Source organism: Psychrobacter sp. FME6 (genome assembly GCF_014861365.1).
GTDB lineage: Bacteria > Pseudomonadota > Gammaproteobacteria > Pseudomonadales > Moraxellaceae > Psychrobacter.
In genome coordinates, this window is the sequence record NZ_RRYW01000012.1 from 22,014 (window position 1) to 41,050 (window position 19,037).

Sequence of the window (19,037 nt, forward strand, 5' to 3'; positions counted from 1 at the left end):
TAGGCTATTCAAAAACAACACCTACAATAACGAATAGAGTCAGCAATGACTTGCTGCGGTAGAAGATAATAAATCATCTGTCAAATAAAAGTAGCCGTTCGACATGATCCGTCCATGCATGATTCGTCCACAATAGCCATTTTGCCAAAGAGAAGTGACAACAGCGCGCTAACTGTGACAACATGCTAAACTAAAACGGCCAGAGTAAGTCTCTGGTCACTGACAGATTAGGGCAGCTATTATAGCACTAGCCACTTAATATAAAAACAGGCGCATAATAGCATAACGCCGTAAAAAACCAGTACCGAAATCTGAACGATACCGTTATGATGTTTCTCATCTTGATGGTATCGTTTGGCTTTTTTATAGGCTAGATTTTTTGATGCCATTTTGCACATCTAATAGAAGGAATAGATATGACCACCAACACTGCAACAGATGCCTTACTTCATAAAGGCAGTGGTCTACAAGTCGTGGTTGGTTTGGGGCAATCTGGGTTATCTGTCGCTCGCTATCTGGTGGCGCAAGGTTATCAAGTAGCGGTCACTGATGCTCAGGCAGTACCTAGACTAGCGGATCAGTTACCTGATGAGATTGATATCCGCCGGTTTGGTACGATTGACGCAGCGCTATTGCAGCAAGCCACACGGATTATTATTAGCCCTGGTATTTCTCTGGCGACCGAAGCCGTTGCAGCCGCACGTCAAGCCAATGTCCCAGTGGTCAGTGATATTCAGCTATTTTGTGATGCCTGTACGGTACCGATCGTAGCGATTACCGGCTCTAATGCTAAGAGCACTGTGACCACGTTGGTTGGGCAAATGGCGATAGATGCTGGGGTCAATGTCGGTGTCGGTGGCAATATTGGTGTACCAGCGCTAACATTACTGGATAATACCGATATGGAGTTGGCGGTACTTGAGCTGTCCAGCTTTCAATTAGAAACCGTGACCGATTTAAACGCACAAGTCGCCACGGTGCTTAATATGTCGCCTGACCATTTAGACCGTCATGGCGATATGCTCGGCTACCATCAAGCCAAGCACCGTATTTTTCAGGGTGCAAAATCTGTGGTTATTAACCGTGAAGACGCATTGACGCGCCCACTGGTGGCTGATAATTTACCCAGAGTGAGTACGGGCATTCATGCCCCTGACGAGAATCAATATGGTCTCATCACTGACTCTGAAGGCGATATTTATCTTGCACGCGGTACAGAAAAACTACTGTCGGCAGATAAACTGTTGATTAAAGGCCGTCATAATCTGCTCAATGCGCAAGCAGCGTTAGCGTTAGGCGAGCTGGCAGGATTGGCAGTTGATAGCATGCTAGATACCTTGCAACAATTTACTGGACTTGAGCATCGTTGCCAATATGTGGCAAATGTGGCTGATATTGATTATTTTAATGATTCAAAAGGCACCAATATTGGCTCGACGATGGCCGCTATCGAAGGGCTGGGTGCAGTCTATGCGCCAAAAGACGGCAAGCTATTATTGATTTTGGGTGGGCAAGGCAAAGGTCAAGAATTTGGCGAGCTGACCCCTTTTATCAATCAGTACGTTAGTCAACTACTGCTTATCGGTGAAGATAGTCAGCAAATTGAGCAGCACCTGCGTACAGCCAACTTAAGTGATGACGTAGCGCTACACCAATGCCAGTCTTTGGAAAATGCCTTTGACACCATTCAACAAGTAACTGTAAGTAGCCTATCACAAGTGCAAGCGGTGCTATTATCACCAGCCTGTGCCAGTTTCGATCAATATAGCGGTTATGCGGCTCGCGGTGAGCATTTTAATCAACTGGTTGACCAACTAAATCTGGCGCGTGCCGATAGTATGACTACTGGTTAAAGGCTGCAAAAAATTTACTCCAGTAGCACTTATATCGGTTTTAAAGTGAATCAACTATAAATGATTGTTTTGCTTATAAATTGCTGCTACTGTCGATGATGACCAGTCAGATTGAGGACACGCCCTAGCTATCTGATACGACAGCTATCTGGTGCGATCTACTTTATTTTTTAAACGGTGGCGTTTGATAGACGCCGTGTTTTTTCGTTCGTTAGTGTATATAAAATTATGGCGATCTCTTCTTTTTTTCGTTCTTCTTCTCAATCAAAGCCAGCCTCTGGCTCAGATGGTATCCTTTCTATGCCGTCAGCACGCGCCATCTTAATATCGAGTGTCGGCTGTATGCTGGTGCTTAGTTTATTGATGGTGGCTTCTGCTTCTATTCCTTTTGCACTCAGTCGCGGAATGACAGAGCTGCATTTTTTCAAAAACCAACTGCTGTATATGACGATAGGTTTGATTATCGCTGCGGTTCCTTATTATAGCGTGTCTTTACGGTTGCTATATAAAACCGAAACCCAGTTTATTTTGCTGGGTATTACGGGCATGCTATTAGTGGCGACCTTGTTCAGTACGCCTATCAATGGCTCCAAACGTTGGCTAACGATAGGCGGTTTTAATTTTCAGGTAGCAGAGTTAGCGAAACTGGTCATGATTGTGTTTGTCTCTGACTTTGTGGTGCGTCGCTCTTTTGAGGTCCGTAATGGTTTGGATGGTTTTTTGCGGATTATGTTAGTGGTCGCGCTCATCACCATACTGTTATTATCGCAGCCAGACTTTGGTTCTTTTGTGGTGATACTTGGTACGCTCTTTGCGATTTTTTATATTGCGGGTGCCCCTTACAAGCATTTCTTAGCGCTAGGTGCTGCTGCTATTGGCGGTGCTGTGTTGATGGTTACGACAGCAGAGTATCGGTTAGTCCGAGTGATGTCGTTTATGGATCCGTTTGATGATGTACAAGATACGGATTATCAGCTGGCGCGCAGTTTGATTGCTTTTGGTCGTGGGCAATTTACAGGTGTTGGCTATGGCGAAAGTGTACAAAAACTGTCGCATCTGCCCGAGGCTCATACCGACTTTTTATTGGCCATCACTGGTGAAGAGCTAGGCTTTGTTGGGGTTAGCATGGTGCTGTTGCTCGAGGCGCTGATTATCGGCAGTGCGATGCGTATCAGTTATAACGCGCTCAAGCGTCGGCAGATGCGCATGAGTTATACCGCTTTTGGTATCGGTGTGGTGTTTATTGCGCAGACAATTATTAATGCGGCGATGAATATGGGCGCAATTCCGACCAAAGGTTTAACCATGCCGTTTTTCAGTTACGGTGGCTCATCGATGCTGATTAGTTTAGTGATGGTCGCGCTATTACTGAAGATTTACAAAGAAAGCCCTGAAATCGAAAAAAGCCAGTGCCGTTATTATTAGTATCGTTAGAATAGTTTAAAACGCGTCGCTATTGGTGGCGCTTTTTATTGCTTGTTTTTCGTCTTTTATCCATTGGGTATATTTAACTGCTGTTTGCCCTGTAGTGGCGTATTGTCCCATTGGGCAACGGCCTGTCTTAGCATATTGCTAGGTGTATCTCTATCGACCGTTGGTTGCTGTAAGAGCTGTAAAGCGTCAGTGATAAGCTGACTTGGGTTACGAGTATCGATGGGTTGAGCCAGATTTTGCTTGGAGAGCTTTTGCCCATCAGAATGACATATCAGTGGCAAGTGAGACCAATGATCGATAGCAGGCAAACCAGCGGCCTGCATGATACTGATTTGTGCCGTGGTCATGGGTAAAATATCCAAACCGCGCATAATATGTGTGATTTGTTGTAGACCATCATCGAGGCTGGCTGCCAATATATAATTGATCATGCCATCTTGGCGGCGCACCACCATATCGCCTAATGTTTGCTGCGGATTATCCCACTGCATACCTTGGATACCATCGTTGAAACCAATCCTATAATCTGGCAGTTGGATACGTAACTTATGTTGTTGTCTATCAAGGTCAGCGCCGACACAGCGGCGCGGATAACGCGTCCTATTTGGTTGTAGCGAACTGACAGCATCGTGATGCTTGCTTGGTTCCTTTTGTGCCCAATATTGCTCCAAATCTTTACGTGAGCATTGGCAGCCATAAGTCAGCGATTGCAGAGAGGAAGACAAGTAATCATTATAAATATCAATGCGTTCAGACTGATAAATAACATCGCCATCCCAGTATAATCCAAGCGCTTCCAAATCAATTAAAATTTGTTCAGTAAACTGTCGGTCACAGCGTTCGGTATCAGTATCTTCGATACGTAATAGCCATTTACCACCCAATGATTTTATATGGCAATAGCTGGCAATCGCTGTCGTTAGTGAGCCAAGGTGTAACTCACCAGTCGGTGAGGGGGCAAAACGACCGATAGGCTGTGATGATGAGGTTTGAGTTAACATAGAAGTTTGGATGGACTTTAAAATTGATGGTTATCGGTAAATGGGATAGAAGGTAGGATAATAAAAATTAGCGTAAAAAGATATTTATTAAATGCGGCTGTTTTGTTAGCAGGATGAGTTCTAAAGATATAGCTGATTGTGTCAGCCATGCTTTTTTTAAGATGCGAAGTTTTGAATTGGTTATCAGTTGCCAATCTCAAAGCCAGTAATGACAAAGCTATTAAGCCAAAACACAACGAGCGACCATATTAATATGGTCGCTCGTGCTTGTACTTATATTTTTATACCTACATTAACAGTAGGTTGCTTAAGCGCCTTGGTTCTGGCGTTCTTTAATTTCAGATAAAGTCTTACAGTCGATACATTGCGTCGCTGTTGGGCGTGCCTCTAAACGACGCAGACCAATCTCTACCCCGCAAGTTTCACAAAAACCATAGTCTTCGTTTTCGATTTCTGACATAGATTTGTCGATTTTGCGAATCAGCTTACGCTCACGGTCACGTGTACGCAGCGCCAAGGCAAACTCTTCTTCTTGGGTAGCACGGTCATTGATGTCTGGCATGGCACTTGACTCATCTTGGATATAAGTCTTGGTGCGATCCGCTTCACCAATCAGTTGGTTTTTCCAGTCCAATAAAATAGATTTAAAGTGCTCTAACTGTGCATCAGACATATACTCTTCGTCTTTGCCCGGCACATAAGGAGTAAACTTAACTTCACTCGGATTCGTAGTCACGGTGCTCATATGGGTATCCTACTTTTTCAAATTGATTCAATAAAACGACGTATCAAAAGACAAGACGTTATTAATTTACCAAACGCTATAATTTGTCCCTTTATAAAACGTTTTACCACTTGGTAACACAAGTAACACAGCTGATCTAATAGTACGGTTATCTCAAAATGCTCATAGCAACATATCAATGTTCAGGTATATGGTTATGTCTATTTTTATTTAAACTGCTTTATTTAAATAACAGGGTTTAAATAGTGCTGCATATTACTGACTGTAGAAACTTAGCTTGTGGTCGATCTAGCCATCCTAGCTACTATAGTTTTGCTTATTATTAAATATCAGGTGGTCTTCGTTTTATTTTATAAGTTGTAACATTGTTTTTAATAATAATGAAGCTATTTTTTATAATGACCACATTTCTACTTTGTCAGCTATCTTATGGTTCAATCAAGCAGTATCAGCTAAAAGCCTAAAAAATAAGGGCTGTCAGCGTTAATGGTGCCAATAAATCTGGGCATCAAGTATCCAGTCTTTCAACCCAGCTTGCAACCTTTCCATTGTTGGCTAATTGCAACCAACGATACCCTGGCAATGCGTTTGTGTCGTAGGAAAAATCATCTTCGAAGGGTTTGAACTGATAGCAGGTAGACGGTGTACTATAAACGCTAACCCCCTGACGATGACGCACTTGCTCTTGGTGGGTATGACCACTAATAATGACTTTTAATTGCTCGAATTTTGCCATATGCTGCCAAAAACTCTCGCTATTGTCTGCCATATGGGTATCAATCCAGTCAGAATCTATAGGAATGACGTGGTGGTGCACGGCAATTAATGTAGGCTTATCACAAGCGCTGAGGGTCTCGCATAGCCAATCGATGGCGGCGGGGGTAATTTCACCTTCTACTTTGCCAGCCATAGATGAATCTAATAACAAAACCTGCCAGTGATCACTTTCAATAACATGTTGGCTCAGTAAACGTGAATCGGTCGGCCGTGCGATGAGCTCGCGCTGAAAAAAGGGTAAGTCACTACCCCTTTCATCAGTGACGTCATGGTTGCCAGCGATACAAGCAAAAGGAATGCCCGTTGCTTGTAATACCTTAAAAATATGGTCATAGATAGCAGGAATTACCTCACTAACCAAATCCCCAGTCACGACAATCAAATCACAGCGGATATCGCCACTCAATGCTTGCTGTAGCACGGACTCAAAACGGTGCTGACAAACCGTTACCTCGCCATTTTTAGTACTGTCCTCATCATTATCATCGGCAGTGGAGACCACAGGCGTTGATAAATGCAAGTCAGTGATTTGTAGTATATTCAATTGTGCATCTGGCGTGCTGATTTTATTCACAGGATAGCTTGGCATTGGGTCAGTCCCTTATCGAATCAAAATAAGTATTATCGCTAGAATAAATATAAATACATTGAACGAGTTATAGTCATTGGTTTCTCATTGCTATTACCAAGCTGTTATTACCAATAGGCATATTAGGGCAATTTTATAACATAACGTCAATGAAAGCTCTAGCTATATTGATAAAATAAAGTTGGATAAAACAGTAAATAACCGCCTTTATATTACGCATACTACGAAGCGATTAGCGACGTGCTGACCAAAACCTTGTGGTCATTAGCTTTGAGACAGCAAGCGCCATAAAGAATAAAATTGCTAATATCAAGACGATAGAGAGACCCGTCTGAATATCCAACCAAATGCTACCCCAAACGCCTAAAGTGACGCCAAGCTGCGCGATTACTAGCGATATAATGACCATTTGTTTTGGTGATGCTGAATATAAGCGTGCCGTCAGTGCTGGTAAAACCAATAAACCACTGATTAATAAACTACCAACCGCCTGTAGAGCAATCGCACAAAACCCTGCTAGTACGCCCATAAAAAATAGCCGCTGGCGTGTGGGGTTGATACCCTGAATACGTGCCAATGCTTCGTGGGTGGCAAGCTTAATTTGCGCTGGCCATATATAGGTAAGCAGACCCAATCCAACCATGACGCTACCAGCGAGTAACGGTAAGTCTGCCCAGTCAAGCTCCAGCAAATTACCAAATAAAAACCCCAGTACGTTTGCTTGCTGGTCAGTTAGCTGGGTCAAAGCCAATAAGCCTAGACATAGCAATGACACCGCAACCACTGCCAGTACCGCATCGACGGGCAGACGCTCATCATCAATGAGCACCAGCCCCAGCACCACCATGACACTGACTAATGCAATGCCTATACCCATTGGCAACTGCCACCAGACTGCCAAGGCCACGCCAAGTAAGGTTCCATGAGCTAATGCGTCAGCAAAAAATGCCATGCGTCGCCACAATACCAAACAACCTAAAGGCGCTGATAATAAGGCTAAAATACTGCCAGCAATCCAAGCAGGGGCAATGATGGCTAACCAAGCGCTCATAATAAGTATCCGTAATAGTTTTTATAAAGGTTTAAGGCTTTATTATAATTCGAGTTCGCTTGGCGCGTGATGCTCACAGGCGTGCGGTTGGTGTACATAAGGCTGCTCATAATGATGGCCAAACAGCTTTTGAAATTCGCTGCTAATAGCAAGCTCGCTGGGCTGACCTTCACAGCAGATATGCTTGTTGAGACAAATCACCCGTCGACTGCCTTTCATCACCCAATGTAAATCATGCGATACCACCAGCATGGCACAGCGTAAAAACTCTGGTAATTCATCGATAAATTGATACAGCCAAACCTCGGTATCAGGGTCCAGCCCTTGCATCGGTTCATCTAAAATTAATAAATTGGGCTTCTCTAATAATGCGCGTGCCAGCAATACCCGCTGCGTTTCACCACCCGAAAGGTGCAGCATTTGCCGCGATAGCAGATGGGTCAATGATAAATTATCAAAGATAAACTGCCGCTGCTCAGCCGTTAAGCGTTTTTTGTCTGCTTGTGCTAGTAAATCGCGGACACGTAATGGCAGTATTGGTGGTACAGCAAACCGCTGCGGCACATAGCCAAGCTGTAATTTCTGGTGGGGTGTAATCTGTCCATCAGTCGGCTCAATTAAGCCCAAAATAAGTTTGACCAACGTTGACTTGCCCGCGCCATTAGGCCCGATAAGGCTGACCGTTTCGTTAATAGCAATGTCGATATTAATATTTGACAGCAAGCGTTGCTGGTTAATATCAAAGCTAACGTTATTTAAGCTCAGCAGTTTGCTAACACTATTAATGCTATTGCCAGTAATAACAGAAGCGCTCGGTTGATTAAACGGTAAGGTAGACAGGCTCATAATATGACAACGAGTGGGTTAGTAAAGGATATACATAAAATTTGATGATAAACACTTATCATCAAGGGTCGTTATTTTACTGGCACATTTGGCAACGACCGCTCAGCTCAATGACACTGCGTTCAACGATAAAACCAATATCTTGCTCAGCAAAGCCCATCATCTCTTGTACGGGCAAGCTGCTACATTCTTGTACGCGCTGACACTGCTCACAGATTAAAAACGCTGCCGTATGCTGCGCCCTTGGGTGACAGCAAGGTACATACGCATTGATAGAGGTCAGTTGATGTACCAAACCTTCGCTTAATAAAAACTCTAAACTGCGATAGACCGTCGGCGGTGCAACATTCTTTGTGCTATCAATCTTATTATCGCTGTCTGATAGACGCATGTGCTGTAATTGGGTGATTAAATCATAAGCACCCACTGGTTTATTGGCTTGCAATACCAGCGTATAAATCTGCTGACGTAAGGGGGTAAAGCGCACACCGCGTAGACGACACTGCTCTTTTGCGGCGATTAGGCGCTCAGACACATCCTGAGGCGTAAAATCTTGCACGTCGTGCACATGCTCACAATTAGGTGAGGTAGTCGACATAGCACAAGCTCCTAAAAATGGAATGGCATTTTAAGTATAGTAATTTATATTGTTATAGTATAACATACTAAAACCAAAATCAGATAAACGGTCTTAATTTATCTACGTATATTTCTATCATCCATACATTAAAGAACCGACTATGAACTCAGTCTTTAACGACTCTTTACGCTCACGCATTATACTACAGCGACTGCTCATTACTGGAATAGTAATGCTCGGCACTTTGGCAGTTAATGCCCAAGCCGCCACAGTCAGCGTGAGTAACTATCCTTTGTTTTTGTTAAGTCAGGCAGTCACTGAGGGTGCGCCGCCTGCCAAGCAATTATTGCAGGCAGGGGAGGTCGGTCACCATGGTAGTATCAGTCCTGGCGATATCAAAGCCATTCAGGACAGTAAGTTTGTGGTCTGGTTTGGTGAGCCACTAGAAAAAAACTTGGCAGCGAGCTTAAATACCGCGCCCAATGCTATTGCATTGTTTGAGTTTGATGCTTTTCATCGTCATCCTTTGCGCGATATAAAAGGTAAACCTATTGCTGACACCTTAGACCCGCATATTTGGCTCGATCCTGATAATGCCAAAGCCATGACTCGCGCTCTTGCGGTGATTCATAGTCATGCCAATCCGCAATATAAAAAGCTGTACCATGCCAATGCCCAAAAATTTGCTCAACGACTGGATAAAGCCGTAGCAGCAACCAATAAAAATGCTACTCAAAAAGTGCGACCATATTGGGCTTATCACGATGCTTATCAATATATCGAAAGCAGCTTACAGCTAACGTTCATCGGTAGCTTAAGTACTGACCATCATTTAGCGCCAAGAGCGAGCCAATTACGCTGGCTCAATGAGCAGCGCCCGGACAAGAAAATGTGCCTTGTGTCGCCAAGCCAACCTGCTAAAGGATTGTTAGCCAAACTACAACCTGTACAGACCACCGTTCAGGCAGAAGATATGAGTAATAGCAAAGACTTTGTCAGCGGCTGGCAGGCGATGGCGCAGCAGATATATCAATGCATATCATAAAGCGCTTATACAGAAGCTTTTGATAGAGTATTGATTAGAGCATCATTTGCAGATAGTAAGAATAGATGACTGGTAAAAGGTATATTTTTCTTGCTTAACGGTCGGTCGGTCCTTATAATGAGTGGCGTTTTATTTTGGTTAAAAGGTAACCCCTATAGAGTGGGCCGTTCACGGATAAAAGTAACAGCGTCGCGACTGTGTTAGATTGCTACCTTACCCCAATCCTGTAAGGCGATAGGACTACCGATGACCAAGCCTGCCAAACGCACACAAAAAGATAAGATTGGCATTTATATCAAGCGCCAAGCATGGATACTATTTATCCTTATTATTATTGCTTGGATATTAGATACTATTTGGTTACATAGTGCGCTGGTAGTAGCAAAAAGCGCCGCTATTGGTGCGCTACTTAGTTTTGCCACTCAAGTGGTATTTGCTTTTTTTATTTTTTGGTATACCGGATATCGCGCGCGCTTATATATTGTTAGCCAGCTATATCGGGGTCAAATGGCCAAATGGCTGTTGACCGTGTTTGGTTTCGCACTAATTTTTATTACCGTACAACCCCTATCCGCGCCTGCGCTGTTTATCGGTTTTATGGTAATGCAAATTAGTCACAGTTGGATGTTGTGGCATATACGTTAGTATTGATAAATGATTTTTATTTATATAGAGGTGATTTGTATATATAAATAGCCAAATTATAACCGACACTAGCAAGTCACCCCGCTGTCCAGCTTCTCTATGACTAGTTGTATAACGTCGAAGCATGAAAATTTGTCTGATGACATTACTAATGAGCGTTTGAAACGCATATAATACCCAATAATGTGGGTGCAATAGCGTTAATTTGGCTATTGATAGCGTCACTAATTAAATTCTTACAATTTAATTAATGACGCAAAAGCCTTTTAGCAAACGCGACTCACAGCTAACTTACTCATACAGCGGATAAAAAAGTCACAATTGACTTTACACGAATACAACGCTGCATTAATATAGGCGGCTAAATATCTTGGTTACGAGCGCTGCATTAAGCGTTTATCGTGATTAGAAGAGTTGAATAAACAATATATGATAATTTTCTGTACATATTAAAGGGCTACTACTGAATAATGATGAGCCCTTTTTTGGTAGCTAAAATTTATTATCAGCTATTAAATTTAGCATAAGTAACAGAACTATGGGTTGGATGTTATTGCTTATAGAGGCGCTTTAGCGTCGTTTGTTTATCTGCATTTAAATGCTGCAGGTTCAAGCGCTAAAGACCTCATCAGATGACAACCGTATTTTTGGGTAGTTGAGTAAATCGTTGACTAATAAGAAGCTTATATTATGGCAGGCGAGCAAACAACCACAGACTATATCTCTCATCACTTAACGAACTGGACGTACGGCTATCTGCCGGGCGAAGGTTGGAAAGTTGCCTATACTGCCGAAGAAGCAGGATTAATGGGTTTTAAAGCTATCCACCTTGATTCTATGCTTTGGTCAATTGGTCTCGGCATTGTTTTCTGCGCTATCTTTTGGATGGTCGCTAGAAAGGTCACTTCAGGCGTGCCGGGTAAAACTCAGGCCGCGGTTGAGATGATCGTTGAGTTCGTTGATAACAACGTGCGTGACTCTTATAGTGGCACCTCAAAGCTGATTGCGCCTTTAGCATTAACCATCTTCGTTTGGATTTTCTTGATGAACTTGATGGATTTGCTGCCGGTAGACTTTATCCCAGCGCTTGCCGGACAAATCGGCGCAGCAATGGGGGCGGGTGGAGGTGATCCACATCATGTGTTCTTTAAGATTGTTCCAACCACTGATCCTAATATCACGCTCGGCATGTCATTCTCTGTCTTTGCGCTGATACTATTTTATAGTATCAAAGAAAAAGGGTTGGGCGGCTTTGTTGGCGAGCTAACACTGCATCCGTTCAGTGCTAAGAATCCTATCGTACAAATTATTTTAATACCCATCAACTTTATCTTAGAGTTTGTTACTTTAATAGCCAAGCCTATCTCATTAGGTCTGCGTCTATTCGGTAACATGTATGCTGGTGAGTTGATTTTCATACTGATTGCCCTAATGCCATTTTGGATTCAGTGGGCGTTATCAGTACCGTGGGCTATTTTCCACATCTTAATTATTACCCTCCAAGCGTTCGTATTTATGATGCTGACGATAGTTTATATGTCACTTGCATCATCAACTGAACATTAATTAGACATTCAATAGGTAAATGAGGATACATCCATGGATCCAGTATTAGGTGGTTACACAGTTATCGCAGTAGCACTACTTATCGGTTTAGGTGCACTAGGTACAGGTATTGGTTTTGCTATTCTAGGTGGTAAATTCCTAGAAGGTGTTGCACGTCAGCCAGAACTTGGCTCACAATTGCAAACTCGTATGTTCATCGTAGCAGGTCTTCTTGATGCTATTCCGATGATCGGTGTTGGTATTGCTATGCTATTGTTGTTCGCTAACCCTCTAGCAGGTTAATCCGAAAGCTCAGTTGTAAATGTTTGGTACTCAAGGATTTACTAGCAAATATAGTCAAGATTTGACTGCCAAACATGATCAATGAAACTGATTTTTCATTAACAAAGAGGTGATCACGTGAATATCAATTTTACCCTCGTCGGTCAAGCCATTGCTTTTGCAATCTTTGTGATGTTCTGCATGAAGTTTGTGTGGCCACCACTTATCGGTGCCATCAATGAGCGTCAGCGTAAAATTGCTGAAGGCTTGAATGCCGCAGAAAAAGCAAAAGCAGATTTGGCAACCGCGGAGCAAGATGTCCAGCAGGAGCTTGATCTTGCAAAGACCAAAGCTGCTGCTCTAATCGAGCAAGCGAACAAGAGTGCCAACCAGCTTGTCGAAGATGCCAAAACGCAGGCCCAAGCGGAAGGCGAGCGCATTCGTCAACAAGCGCAAGCGTCTATCGACCAAGAAATCAATCAAGCGCGTGAGTCATTACGTGCCCAAGTTGCTGAGCTGGCTGTACTTGGTGCAGAAAAGATTTTGCAAGACAAAGTCGATGTGCAAAAACATGCCAGTATGTTAGACCAACTGGCGGCGAAGCTGTAATTGTGAGGATATAATGGCTGACTTATCAACCTTAGCACGACCGTACGCTAAAGCCGCGTTTGACTATGCCAACGAAAACGGGGCAGTAAATGAGTGGGAGAACTTCTTATTTATTGCTGCTAGCGTTGTCAATGACAAGTCGTTCAGTACTTGGCTAGACAATCCAGCTGTTTCTGCTGAGCATAAGTCAGCTGCTTTGATCGATCTTTATGATACACAAGTAGCTAGCGCTAATGATTCTGCTTTTAAGCAGTTATTAGGTGAGGCTAGAGGGGTTCGCCCTGATAGCGACGCCAGCTATCCAAAAGTATCAGTAGCACTTAGTAACTTCGTTAAACAGTTATCAGAACAAGAGCGTCTGGCGCTGCTTCCTGAAGTTTATGAGCATTATCGCCGTCACAAGGCAATAAGCTTAAAGCAGCTTGACGCATATGTGACCACGGCCTATCCATTGACCGATGCCCAGCGTGATATGCTGCAAACACGTCTCGCTACCTCGCTAAATGCTAGCGTGGTGATTCACGAGTCGGTTGATGCAAGTTTATTGGCAGGCGCTACGATCAAAGTCGGTGACAAAATCATTGATGATTCGATGCGCGGCAAGTTACAACAGTTAAAAACACAGCTAACTGCCTAATGCCAATCATCAACGCAGCTCAATAGAGCGTGCATGATATAAGAGCATTTAAGTCAGTGGGCGGGTTATCATAAATTAAAGGAAACAAGGCAATGCAACAATTGAATCCAGCGGAAATCAGTAACCTGATTAAGCAGCGTATTCAAGACCTTGATGCGGGTGCAACTGCAAAGAATGAAGGCACGATTGTCAAAGTATCTGACGGTATCGTGCAGATTCATGGTCTTGAAGATGCCATGTACGGCGAAATGATTGAGTTTGAAGGCGAAATCTACGGAATGGCGCTTAACTTAGAGCGTGATTCTGTCGGCGCGGTAGTACTTGGTGATTACCTAAAGCTGCAAGAAGGTCAAAAAGCCTATTGTACTGGTCGTATCCTTGAAGTACCAGTAGGTCCTGAGCTGCTAGGCCGTGTTGTTGACGCCTTGGGAAATCCTATTGATGGCAAAGGTCCTATCAATGCCAAAATGACCGACAAAGTCGAAAAAATCGCCCCAGGCGTTATCGACCGTCAATCAGTAGATCAGCCAGTAATGACCGGTTATAAAGCCGTTGATACCATGATTCCAATCGGTCGTGGTCAGCGTGAGCTTATCATTGGTGACCGTCAGACGGGTAAAACCGCGATGGCTATCGATGCGATCATCGCCCAGAAATCATCTGGCATTAAGTGTGTATATGTAGCAATTGGTCAGAAACGTTCTACCATCGCTAACGTGGTACGCAAACTTGAGCAAACTGGCGCACTTGAATACACCACAGTTGTGGTTGCTTCAGCGTCAGAGCCAGCAGCACTACAGTATATCGCACCGTACTCAGGTTGTACGATGGGTGAATACTTCCGTGACCGCGGCGAAGATGCACTGATTGTATTTGATGACTTGTCAAAACAAGCCGTTGCTTATCGTCAAATTTCACTACTATTACGTCGTCCACCAGGCCGTGAAGCGTATCCAGGGGATGTATTCTACTTACACTCACGTTTACTTGAGCGTGCATCACGTGTAAACGCTGAATATGTAGAAAAATTCACCAATGGTGAAGTAGTTGGTAAAACTGGTTCATTAACCGCGCTACCAATCATTGAGACCCAAGCCGGTGACGTATCAGCATTCGTACCGACCAACGTGATTTCAATCACTGATGGTCAGATTTTCTTAGAGTCAAGCTTATTTAACTCAGGTATCCGTCCAGCAGTCAACGCTGGTATCTCGGTATCGCGTGTTGGTGGTGCAGCTCAGACTAAGATCATTAAGAAACTCTCTGGTGGTATTCGTACTGCTCTAGCTCAGTATCGTGAATTGGCGGCATTCGCTCAGTTTGCCTCAGACCTTGATGATGCGACTCGCGAACAGCTTGACCATGGTGAGCGTGTGACTGAACTGATGAAACAGAAACAGTATCAGCCGATGTCTATCGCTGAACAGTCTGCGGTTATCTATGCGTCAAACGAAGGGTTCTTATCAGATGTTCCTGTTAATAAAATAGGTTCTTTTGAAGAAGCTTACTTACGCTATATGCATGATGAGCAAAGCGAGCTGATGAAAGAAATTGATGACACTGCAAAATATAATGATGATATTGCAGGTCGTTTAAAGTCAGCAGTCGAGACCTTTAAACAAAATCACAGTTACTAATTTACTAACGATTAAGTTAGTAAATACTCAGTTAACGGGTTAAGCCTGATTGGTTATGGCTGTTGTTTATAGCTAATAAAGTGGCGCGCTGTCTAATAAGTTTTTTATTTAGATAGCAGCGCCACTATTCTAACCGTTGACGGCATTACATCGCGTCATGCACAAGATATAAAGTATTATTTTTTAGATTAATGTTATATATTAAATAATTGTCGCATGCGCCAATGCTTTTTAACCCTCTTATATTGGAATCATTATGGCAAGCTTAAAAGAGATACGTGCCAAAGTCACCAGTATTAAAAGCACCCAAAAAATTACTCGTGCGATGCAAATGGTAGCGGCAAGTAAAATGCGCCGTGCCCAAGAGCGCATGGAAGTGGGTCGCCCGTATGCTGATAGTATGCGCCGGGTTATTTCACATTTGGTGCATGCCTCATCAGACTACAAACATCCGTATATGGTCTCGCGTCCAGTCAACAAAGTTGGCTATATTGTTATTAGCTCTGATCGCGGTTTGGCGGGTGGTTTGAATATTAACTTATTCAAAGCATTGATGAAAAATATCCAGCAATATCAAGACCAGTCTGTACAAGCCGAGTTTGCGGTTATTGGTGCTAAAGGCGTCAGTTTCTTCAAAAACTTTGGTGGCAAAGTCACCTCAGCGGTAACCGATTATGGCGACAAACCAACGTTTGAGCAATTAAACGCCCCCGTTCAGGCCATGCTTGAAGACTATAGCAACGGTAATTTAGACCGTATCTATGTGGTATATAACCAGTTCGTTAATGCCATGACTCAAAAGCCAACCGTCAATCAACTGGTACCTTTACCAGAGGAAGCGCTTAGCGAAGAAGAGAGCGGCATACAGACAGAACTTAGCTGGGATTATATCTACGAGCCTGATATCAAGACGTTGATTGATGAGTTGCTTGGTCGTTATATTGAGTCGATTGTCTATCAAGCGGTAATGGAAAACATCGCCTCTGAGCAGTCCTCACGTATGGTTGCCATGAAAGCGGCGACAGATAATGCTGGTGACCTAATTAACGATTTACAGTTGGTTTATAACAAGCTGCGTCAAGCGGCGATTACCCGAGAAATATCGGAAATCGTTGGCGGTGCTGCTGCTGTTTCATAGTTGAAACCCTTTATAAAACACACTATATACAGAATTTCCAGGAGAACGCAATGAGTAGCGGTCGTATTGTACAGATTATTGGCGCGGTTCTTGACGTTGAGTTCAACCGTAACGAAGTCCCTCAAATTTATGATGCTTTAGAAGTAGACGGTACTGCAACCACCCTAGAAGTACAGCAACAACTAGGCGATGGTATCGTGCGTACTATTGCGATGGGCTCGACCGAAGGCCTAAAGCGTAACCTTCCAGTGACTAATACTGGTGGCCCAATTTCTGTGCCAGTAGGCGTTGGTACACTTGGTCGTATCATGGATGTTCTTGGTCGTCCTATCGATGAAGAAGGTCCAGTAGTCGCAGACGAAAAATGGTCTATTCACCGTGAAGCGCCAAGCTATGCGGAACAGTCTAACAGCACTGAATTGCTAGAAACTGGTATTAAAGTTATTGATCTACTTTGCCCGTTTGCAAAAGGTGGTAAAGTTGGTCTGTTTGGTGGTGCTGGTGTTGGTAAAACCGTTAATATCATGGAGTTAATTAACAACATCGCCCTGAAACACGAAGGCTTGTCTGTGTTTGCGGGTGTTGGTGAGCGTACGCGTGAAGGCAATGATTTCTATCACGAAATGCAAGACGCTGGTGTTGTTGATACTGATGACTTTACTAAGTCTAAAGTGGCGATGATTTATGGTCAGATGAATGAGCCACCGGGTAACCGTCTACGTGTTGCTCTGTCTGGTTTGACCATGGCTGAGTACTTCCGTGATACCAAAGATCCTGCTACTGGCAAAGGTCGTGACGTTTTGTTCTTCGTTGATAATATCTATCGTTATACGCTTGCCGGTACTGAAGTATCAGCATTGCTAGGCCGTATGCCATCAGCGGTTGGTTATCAGCCAACACTTGCTGAAGAAATGGGTCAGCTACAAGAGCGTATTACCTCAACGCAATCAGGTTCGATTACCTCAATACAAGCGGTATATGTACCTGCGGATGACTTGACCGATCCATCACCTGCAACGACGTTTGCTCACTTGGATGCAACCGTGGTACTGAACCGTGATATTGCCTCACAAGGTATTTATCCTGCGGTTGATCCACTTGACTCAACGTCACGTCAGCTAGACCCACAAGTCATTAGCGAAGAGCATTATAGTGTTGCTCGCGGCGTGCAAGAAGTATTGCAGAGCTATAAAGAGCTTAAAGACATTATCGCTATTTTGGGTATGGATGAGCTATCGGAAGAAGATAAACTAACCGTTTATCGTGCGCGTAAAATTCAGCGCTTCTTATCACAGCCGTTCCACGTTGCTGAAATCTTTACTGGCGCGCCTGGTAAATATGTCGCACTACGCGATACCATTGCTGGCTTTAAAGCAATCATCGCTGGTGAGTACGATGATCTACCAGAGCAAGCATTCTATATGGCTGGCGGCATCGATGAAGTAGTCGCTAACGCTGAAAAAATGAAGTCTTCTGCAGCGTAAGTTGTATTAGTATTCGCTAACGGGTAGGTATAATATAAACCTTATATCTACTCCTCAGTAACGCATCGCAGTTTTTACTGTTTTTTGATTGCGCTTTGATGGTAAGGAATTAAGTATGGCAACGTTACAATGTCGCGTCGTAAGTGCTCGTGAAGAGTTGTATTCAGGCGAAATTAGCATGTTAATAGCTACTGGTACCGAAGGCGAGATTGGTGTATTGCCAGGTCATACACCGCTTATTACCTTGCTAAAACCAGGCGCAATGCGAGTGCAAATGCCAAACGGCGAAGAAGAAGTCATTTATGTATCAGGCGGTGTATTAGAAGTACAACCAAAAATGGTGACAGTATTGGCTGATACTGCCATGCGCGCGCACAATCTTGACGAAAGTAAAATCGTTGAAGCACGCAAAAAAGCCGAGCAAATGTTGGTCAACCAATCTGATACCGTGCAAACGAATGCGGCTTTGGCCTCATTGGCAGAGTCAGTGGGACAGCTACAAACTATTCGTAAGTACCAAAACCGCGCTTAATTTATTATATATAACGTCAGGCAGTACTCTTACTCCAGCGTTGTTTATAATTATAAAAGACAGTCCATCATGGGCTGTTTTTTTATATCTGCTATTTAATACTATAGTCAGTGAGAAGTAATATCGCTACATCACGTACTGCAAGTACCGTTTTTTCTTGCTTGCTGTGCCTACGCAGACGGAGGCTGCAAAAAACTATACCCGCAGTATCGTAGCGTTTTTAAAGTATTTTAACTATATATTGCTTTTATGGTGAATAATACCGTAAGCAATTAATATTAGGTGATTGCCACAATGCCACTAGCGACAATGCCGATATATGGTTATATTAGATATGTTACTATCGGAAATATCGAATGATAATTAAACTTAATGTTGCTATATAAGCGACTAAAAAGGGTTGTTTTTGCCCATTAAGATAGTGGACGAAAAACAGTTTTTATTATCACCCTGCTATTTGCTTAAAAAGCATAATTTTTGGACGTAAACTAAAGTTTTAATGGGTGTAGTTTATAGGTTTTGTTAACGACTATAAGCTATAGTATAGGAAGCCGTAGGTTTAATAGTATACTGTGCTACCAAGTTTGTAACAGCTATACAAACCACA

Annotated in this window: 18 protein-coding genes; 12 read left to right on the forward strand and 6 right to left on the reverse strand. The window is 43.3% G+C overall.

What is annotated here, in order from left to right; all coding sequences use genetic code 11:
• The first annotated feature begins 416 nt into the window (after positions 1–416).
• On the forward strand, positions 417–1,853 hold the full coding sequence (murD, locus tag EI162_RS03115) for a UDP-N-acetylmuramoyl-L-alanine--D-glutamate ligase (protein WP_192522971.1): 1,437 nt from the start codon (positions 417–419) through the stop codon (positions 1,851–1,853).
• Positions 1,854–2,081: 228 nt separating this feature from the next.
• Positions 2,082–3,278: an FtsW/RodA/SpoVE family cell cycle protein gene (locus EI162_RS03120; RefSeq protein ID WP_192522972.1), complete on the forward strand. Its 1,197-nt coding sequence runs from the start codon at positions 2,082–2,084 to the stop codon at positions 3,276–3,278.
• Positions 3,279–3,343: 65 nt separating this feature from the next.
• Here the strand turns inward: EI162_RS03120 and gluQRS are convergent, their stop codons facing one another.
• The 6 genes from gluQRS to EI162_RS03150 form a co-directional block, all read right to left on the reverse strand.
• Entirely contained in the window at positions 3,344–4,288 is a 945-nt protein-coding gene (gene gluQRS, locus EI162_RS03125) for a tRNA glutamyl-Q(34) synthetase GluQRS (RefSeq protein WP_192522973.1), read from the reverse strand.
• Between the two features lie 307 nt (positions 4,289–4,595).
• Entirely contained in the window at positions 4,596–5,033 is a 438-nt protein-coding gene (gene dksA, locus EI162_RS03130) for an RNA polymerase-binding protein DksA (RefSeq protein WP_192522974.1), read from the reverse strand.
• A gap of 508 nt (positions 5,034–5,541) precedes the next feature.
• Entirely contained in the window at positions 5,542–6,399 is an 858-nt protein-coding gene (locus tag EI162_RS03135; RefSeq protein ID WP_192522975.1) for a metallophosphoesterase, read from the reverse strand.
• Between the two features lie 232 nt (positions 6,400–6,631).
• Positions 6,632–7,450: a metal ABC transporter permease gene (locus EI162_RS03140; RefSeq protein ID WP_192522976.1), complete on the reverse strand. Its 819-nt coding sequence runs from the start codon at positions 7,448–7,450 to the stop codon at positions 6,632–6,634.
• A 42-nt stretch (positions 7,451–7,492) separates the two neighbouring features.
• Positions 7,493–8,296 carry a metal ABC transporter ATP-binding protein gene (locus EI162_RS03145; protein WP_225735179.1) on the reverse strand — a complete coding sequence of 268 codons (804 nt, stop codon included), beginning with the start codon at positions 8,294–8,296 and terminating at the stop codon, positions 7,493–7,495.
• A gap of 76 nt (positions 8,297–8,372) precedes the next feature.
• Positions 8,373–8,894, reverse strand: coding sequence for a transcriptional repressor (locus EI162_RS03150; RefSeq protein ID WP_192522977.1), 522 nt, complete (start codon positions 8,892–8,894; stop codon positions 8,373–8,375).
• A 142-nt stretch (positions 8,895–9,036) separates the two neighbouring features.
• On the opposite strand from EI162_RS03150, the gene EI162_RS03155 reads away from it, so the two are divergent.
• From EI162_RS03155 to EI162_RS03200, 10 genes are all read left to right on the forward strand, one after another.
• On the forward strand, positions 9,037–9,921 hold the full coding sequence (locus EI162_RS03155) for a metal ABC transporter solute-binding protein, Zn/Mn family (protein ID WP_192522978.1): 885 nt from the start codon (positions 9,037–9,039) through the stop codon (positions 9,919–9,921).
• Between the two features lie 246 nt (positions 9,922–10,167).
• Positions 10,168–10,566 carry an ATP synthase subunit I gene (locus EI162_RS03160; RefSeq protein WP_192522979.1) on the forward strand — a complete coding sequence of 133 codons (399 nt, stop codon included), beginning with the start codon at positions 10,168–10,170 and terminating at the stop codon, positions 10,564–10,566.
• Between the two features lie 690 nt (positions 10,567–11,256).
• A complete protein-coding gene (gene atpB / locus EI162_RS03165; RefSeq protein WP_192522980.1) occupies positions 11,257–12,132 on the forward strand; it encodes a F0F1 ATP synthase subunit A in 876 nt (291 codons plus the stop codon).
• Between the two features lie 33 nt (positions 12,133–12,165).
• The gene (gene atpE, locus EI162_RS03170; protein WP_010197960.1) at positions 12,166–12,414 is read left to right on the forward strand and encodes a F0F1 ATP synthase subunit C; all 249 of its coding nucleotides are present in this window, start codon (positions 12,166–12,168) and stop codon (positions 12,412–12,414) included.
• 117 nt (positions 12,415–12,531) lie between these two features.
• A complete protein-coding gene (locus EI162_RS03175) occupies positions 12,532–13,002 on the forward strand; it encodes a F0F1 ATP synthase subunit B (protein WP_192522981.1) in 471 nt (156 codons plus the stop codon).
• A gap of 13 nt (positions 13,003–13,015) precedes the next feature.
• A complete protein-coding gene (locus EI162_RS03180; protein ID WP_192522982.1) occupies positions 13,016–13,639 on the forward strand; it encodes a F0F1 ATP synthase subunit delta in 624 nt (207 codons plus the stop codon).
• A 92-nt stretch (positions 13,640–13,731) separates the two neighbouring features.
• Positions 13,732–15,276 carry a F0F1 ATP synthase subunit alpha gene (gene atpA, locus EI162_RS03185; RefSeq protein ID WP_192522983.1) on the forward strand — a complete coding sequence of 515 codons (1,545 nt, stop codon included), beginning with the start codon at positions 13,732–13,734 and terminating at the stop codon, positions 15,274–15,276.
• A 256-nt stretch (positions 15,277–15,532) separates the two neighbouring features.
• Complete coding sequence (gene atpG, locus EI162_RS03190; RefSeq protein WP_192522984.1) at positions 15,533–16,414, forward strand: F0F1 ATP synthase subunit gamma; 882 nt, start codon at positions 15,533–15,535, stop codon at positions 16,412–16,414.
• Between the two features lie 50 nt (positions 16,415–16,464).
• Positions 16,465–17,898: a F0F1 ATP synthase subunit beta gene (atpD, locus tag EI162_RS03195; protein ID WP_192522985.1), complete on the forward strand. Its 1,434-nt coding sequence runs from the start codon at positions 16,465–16,467 to the stop codon at positions 17,896–17,898.
• A gap of 115 nt (positions 17,899–18,013) precedes the next feature.
• The gene (locus EI162_RS03200; protein ID WP_192522986.1) at positions 18,014–18,430 is read left to right on the forward strand and encodes a F0F1 ATP synthase subunit epsilon; all 417 of its coding nucleotides are present in this window, start codon (positions 18,014–18,016) and stop codon (positions 18,428–18,430) included.
• The last annotated feature ends 607 nt before the right edge of the window (positions 18,431–19,037 follow it).

What these genes read in the sequence shown, in the direction of transcription:
- EI162_RS03155 (WP_192522978.1), top strand. Translation starts at nt 9,037, where the DNA reads ATGAACTCAGTCTTTAACGACTCTTTACGCTCACGCATTATACTACAG.
- EI162_RS03145 (WP_225735179.1), bottom strand. Translation starts at nt 8,296, where the DNA reads ATGAGCCTGTCTACCTTACCGTTTAATCAACCGAGCGCTTCTGTTATT.
- gluQRS (WP_192522973.1), bottom strand. Translation starts at nt 4,288, where the DNA reads ATGTTAACTCAAACCTCATCATCACAGCCTATCGGTCGTTTTGCCCCC.
- EI162_RS03160 (WP_192522979.1), top strand. Translation starts at nt 10,168, where the DNA reads ATGACCAAGCCTGCCAAACGCACACAAAAAGATAAGATTGGCATTTAT.
- EI162_RS03180 (WP_192522982.1), top strand. Translation starts at nt 13,016, where the DNA reads ATGGCTGACTTATCAACCTTAGCACGACCGTACGCTAAAGCCGCGTTT.
- EI162_RS03140 (WP_192522976.1), bottom strand. Translation starts at nt 7,450, where the DNA reads ATGAGCGCTTGGTTAGCCATCATTGCCCCTGCTTGGATTGCTGGCAGT.
- EI162_RS03135 (WP_192522975.1), bottom strand. Translation starts at nt 6,399, where the DNA reads ATGCCAAGCTATCCTGTGAATAAAATCAGCACGCCAGATGCACAATTG.
- dksA (WP_192522974.1), bottom strand. Translation starts at nt 5,033, where the DNA reads ATGAGCACCGTGACTACGAATCCGAGTGAAGTTAAGTTTACTCCTTAT.
- atpG (WP_192522984.1), top strand. Translation starts at nt 15,533, where the DNA reads ATGGCAAGCTTAAAAGAGATACGTGCCAAAGTCACCAGTATTAAAAGC.
- atpA (WP_192522983.1), top strand. Translation starts at nt 13,732, where the DNA reads ATGCAACAATTGAATCCAGCGGAAATCAGTAACCTGATTAAGCAGCGT.
- EI162_RS03120 (WP_192522972.1), top strand. Translation starts at nt 2,082, where the DNA reads ATGGCGATCTCTTCTTTTTTTCGTTCTTCTTCTCAATCAAAGCCAGCC.
- atpE (WP_010197960.1), top strand. Translation starts at nt 12,166, where the DNA reads ATGGATCCAGTATTAGGTGGTTACACAGTTATCGCAGTAGCACTACTT.
- EI162_RS03200 (WP_192522986.1), top strand. Translation starts at nt 18,014, where the DNA reads ATGGCAACGTTACAATGTCGCGTCGTAAGTGCTCGTGAAGAGTTGTAT.
- atpD (WP_192522985.1), top strand. Translation starts at nt 16,465, where the DNA reads ATGAGTAGCGGTCGTATTGTACAGATTATTGGCGCGGTTCTTGACGTT.
- EI162_RS03150 (WP_192522977.1), bottom strand. Translation starts at nt 8,894, where the DNA reads ATGTCGACTACCTCACCTAATTGTGAGCATGTGCACGACGTGCAAGAT.
- atpB (WP_192522980.1), top strand. Translation starts at nt 11,257, where the DNA reads ATGGCAGGCGAGCAAACAACCACAGACTATATCTCTCATCACTTAACG.
- murD (WP_192522971.1), top strand. Translation starts at nt 417, where the DNA reads ATGACCACCAACACTGCAACAGATGCCTTACTTCATAAAGGCAGTGGT.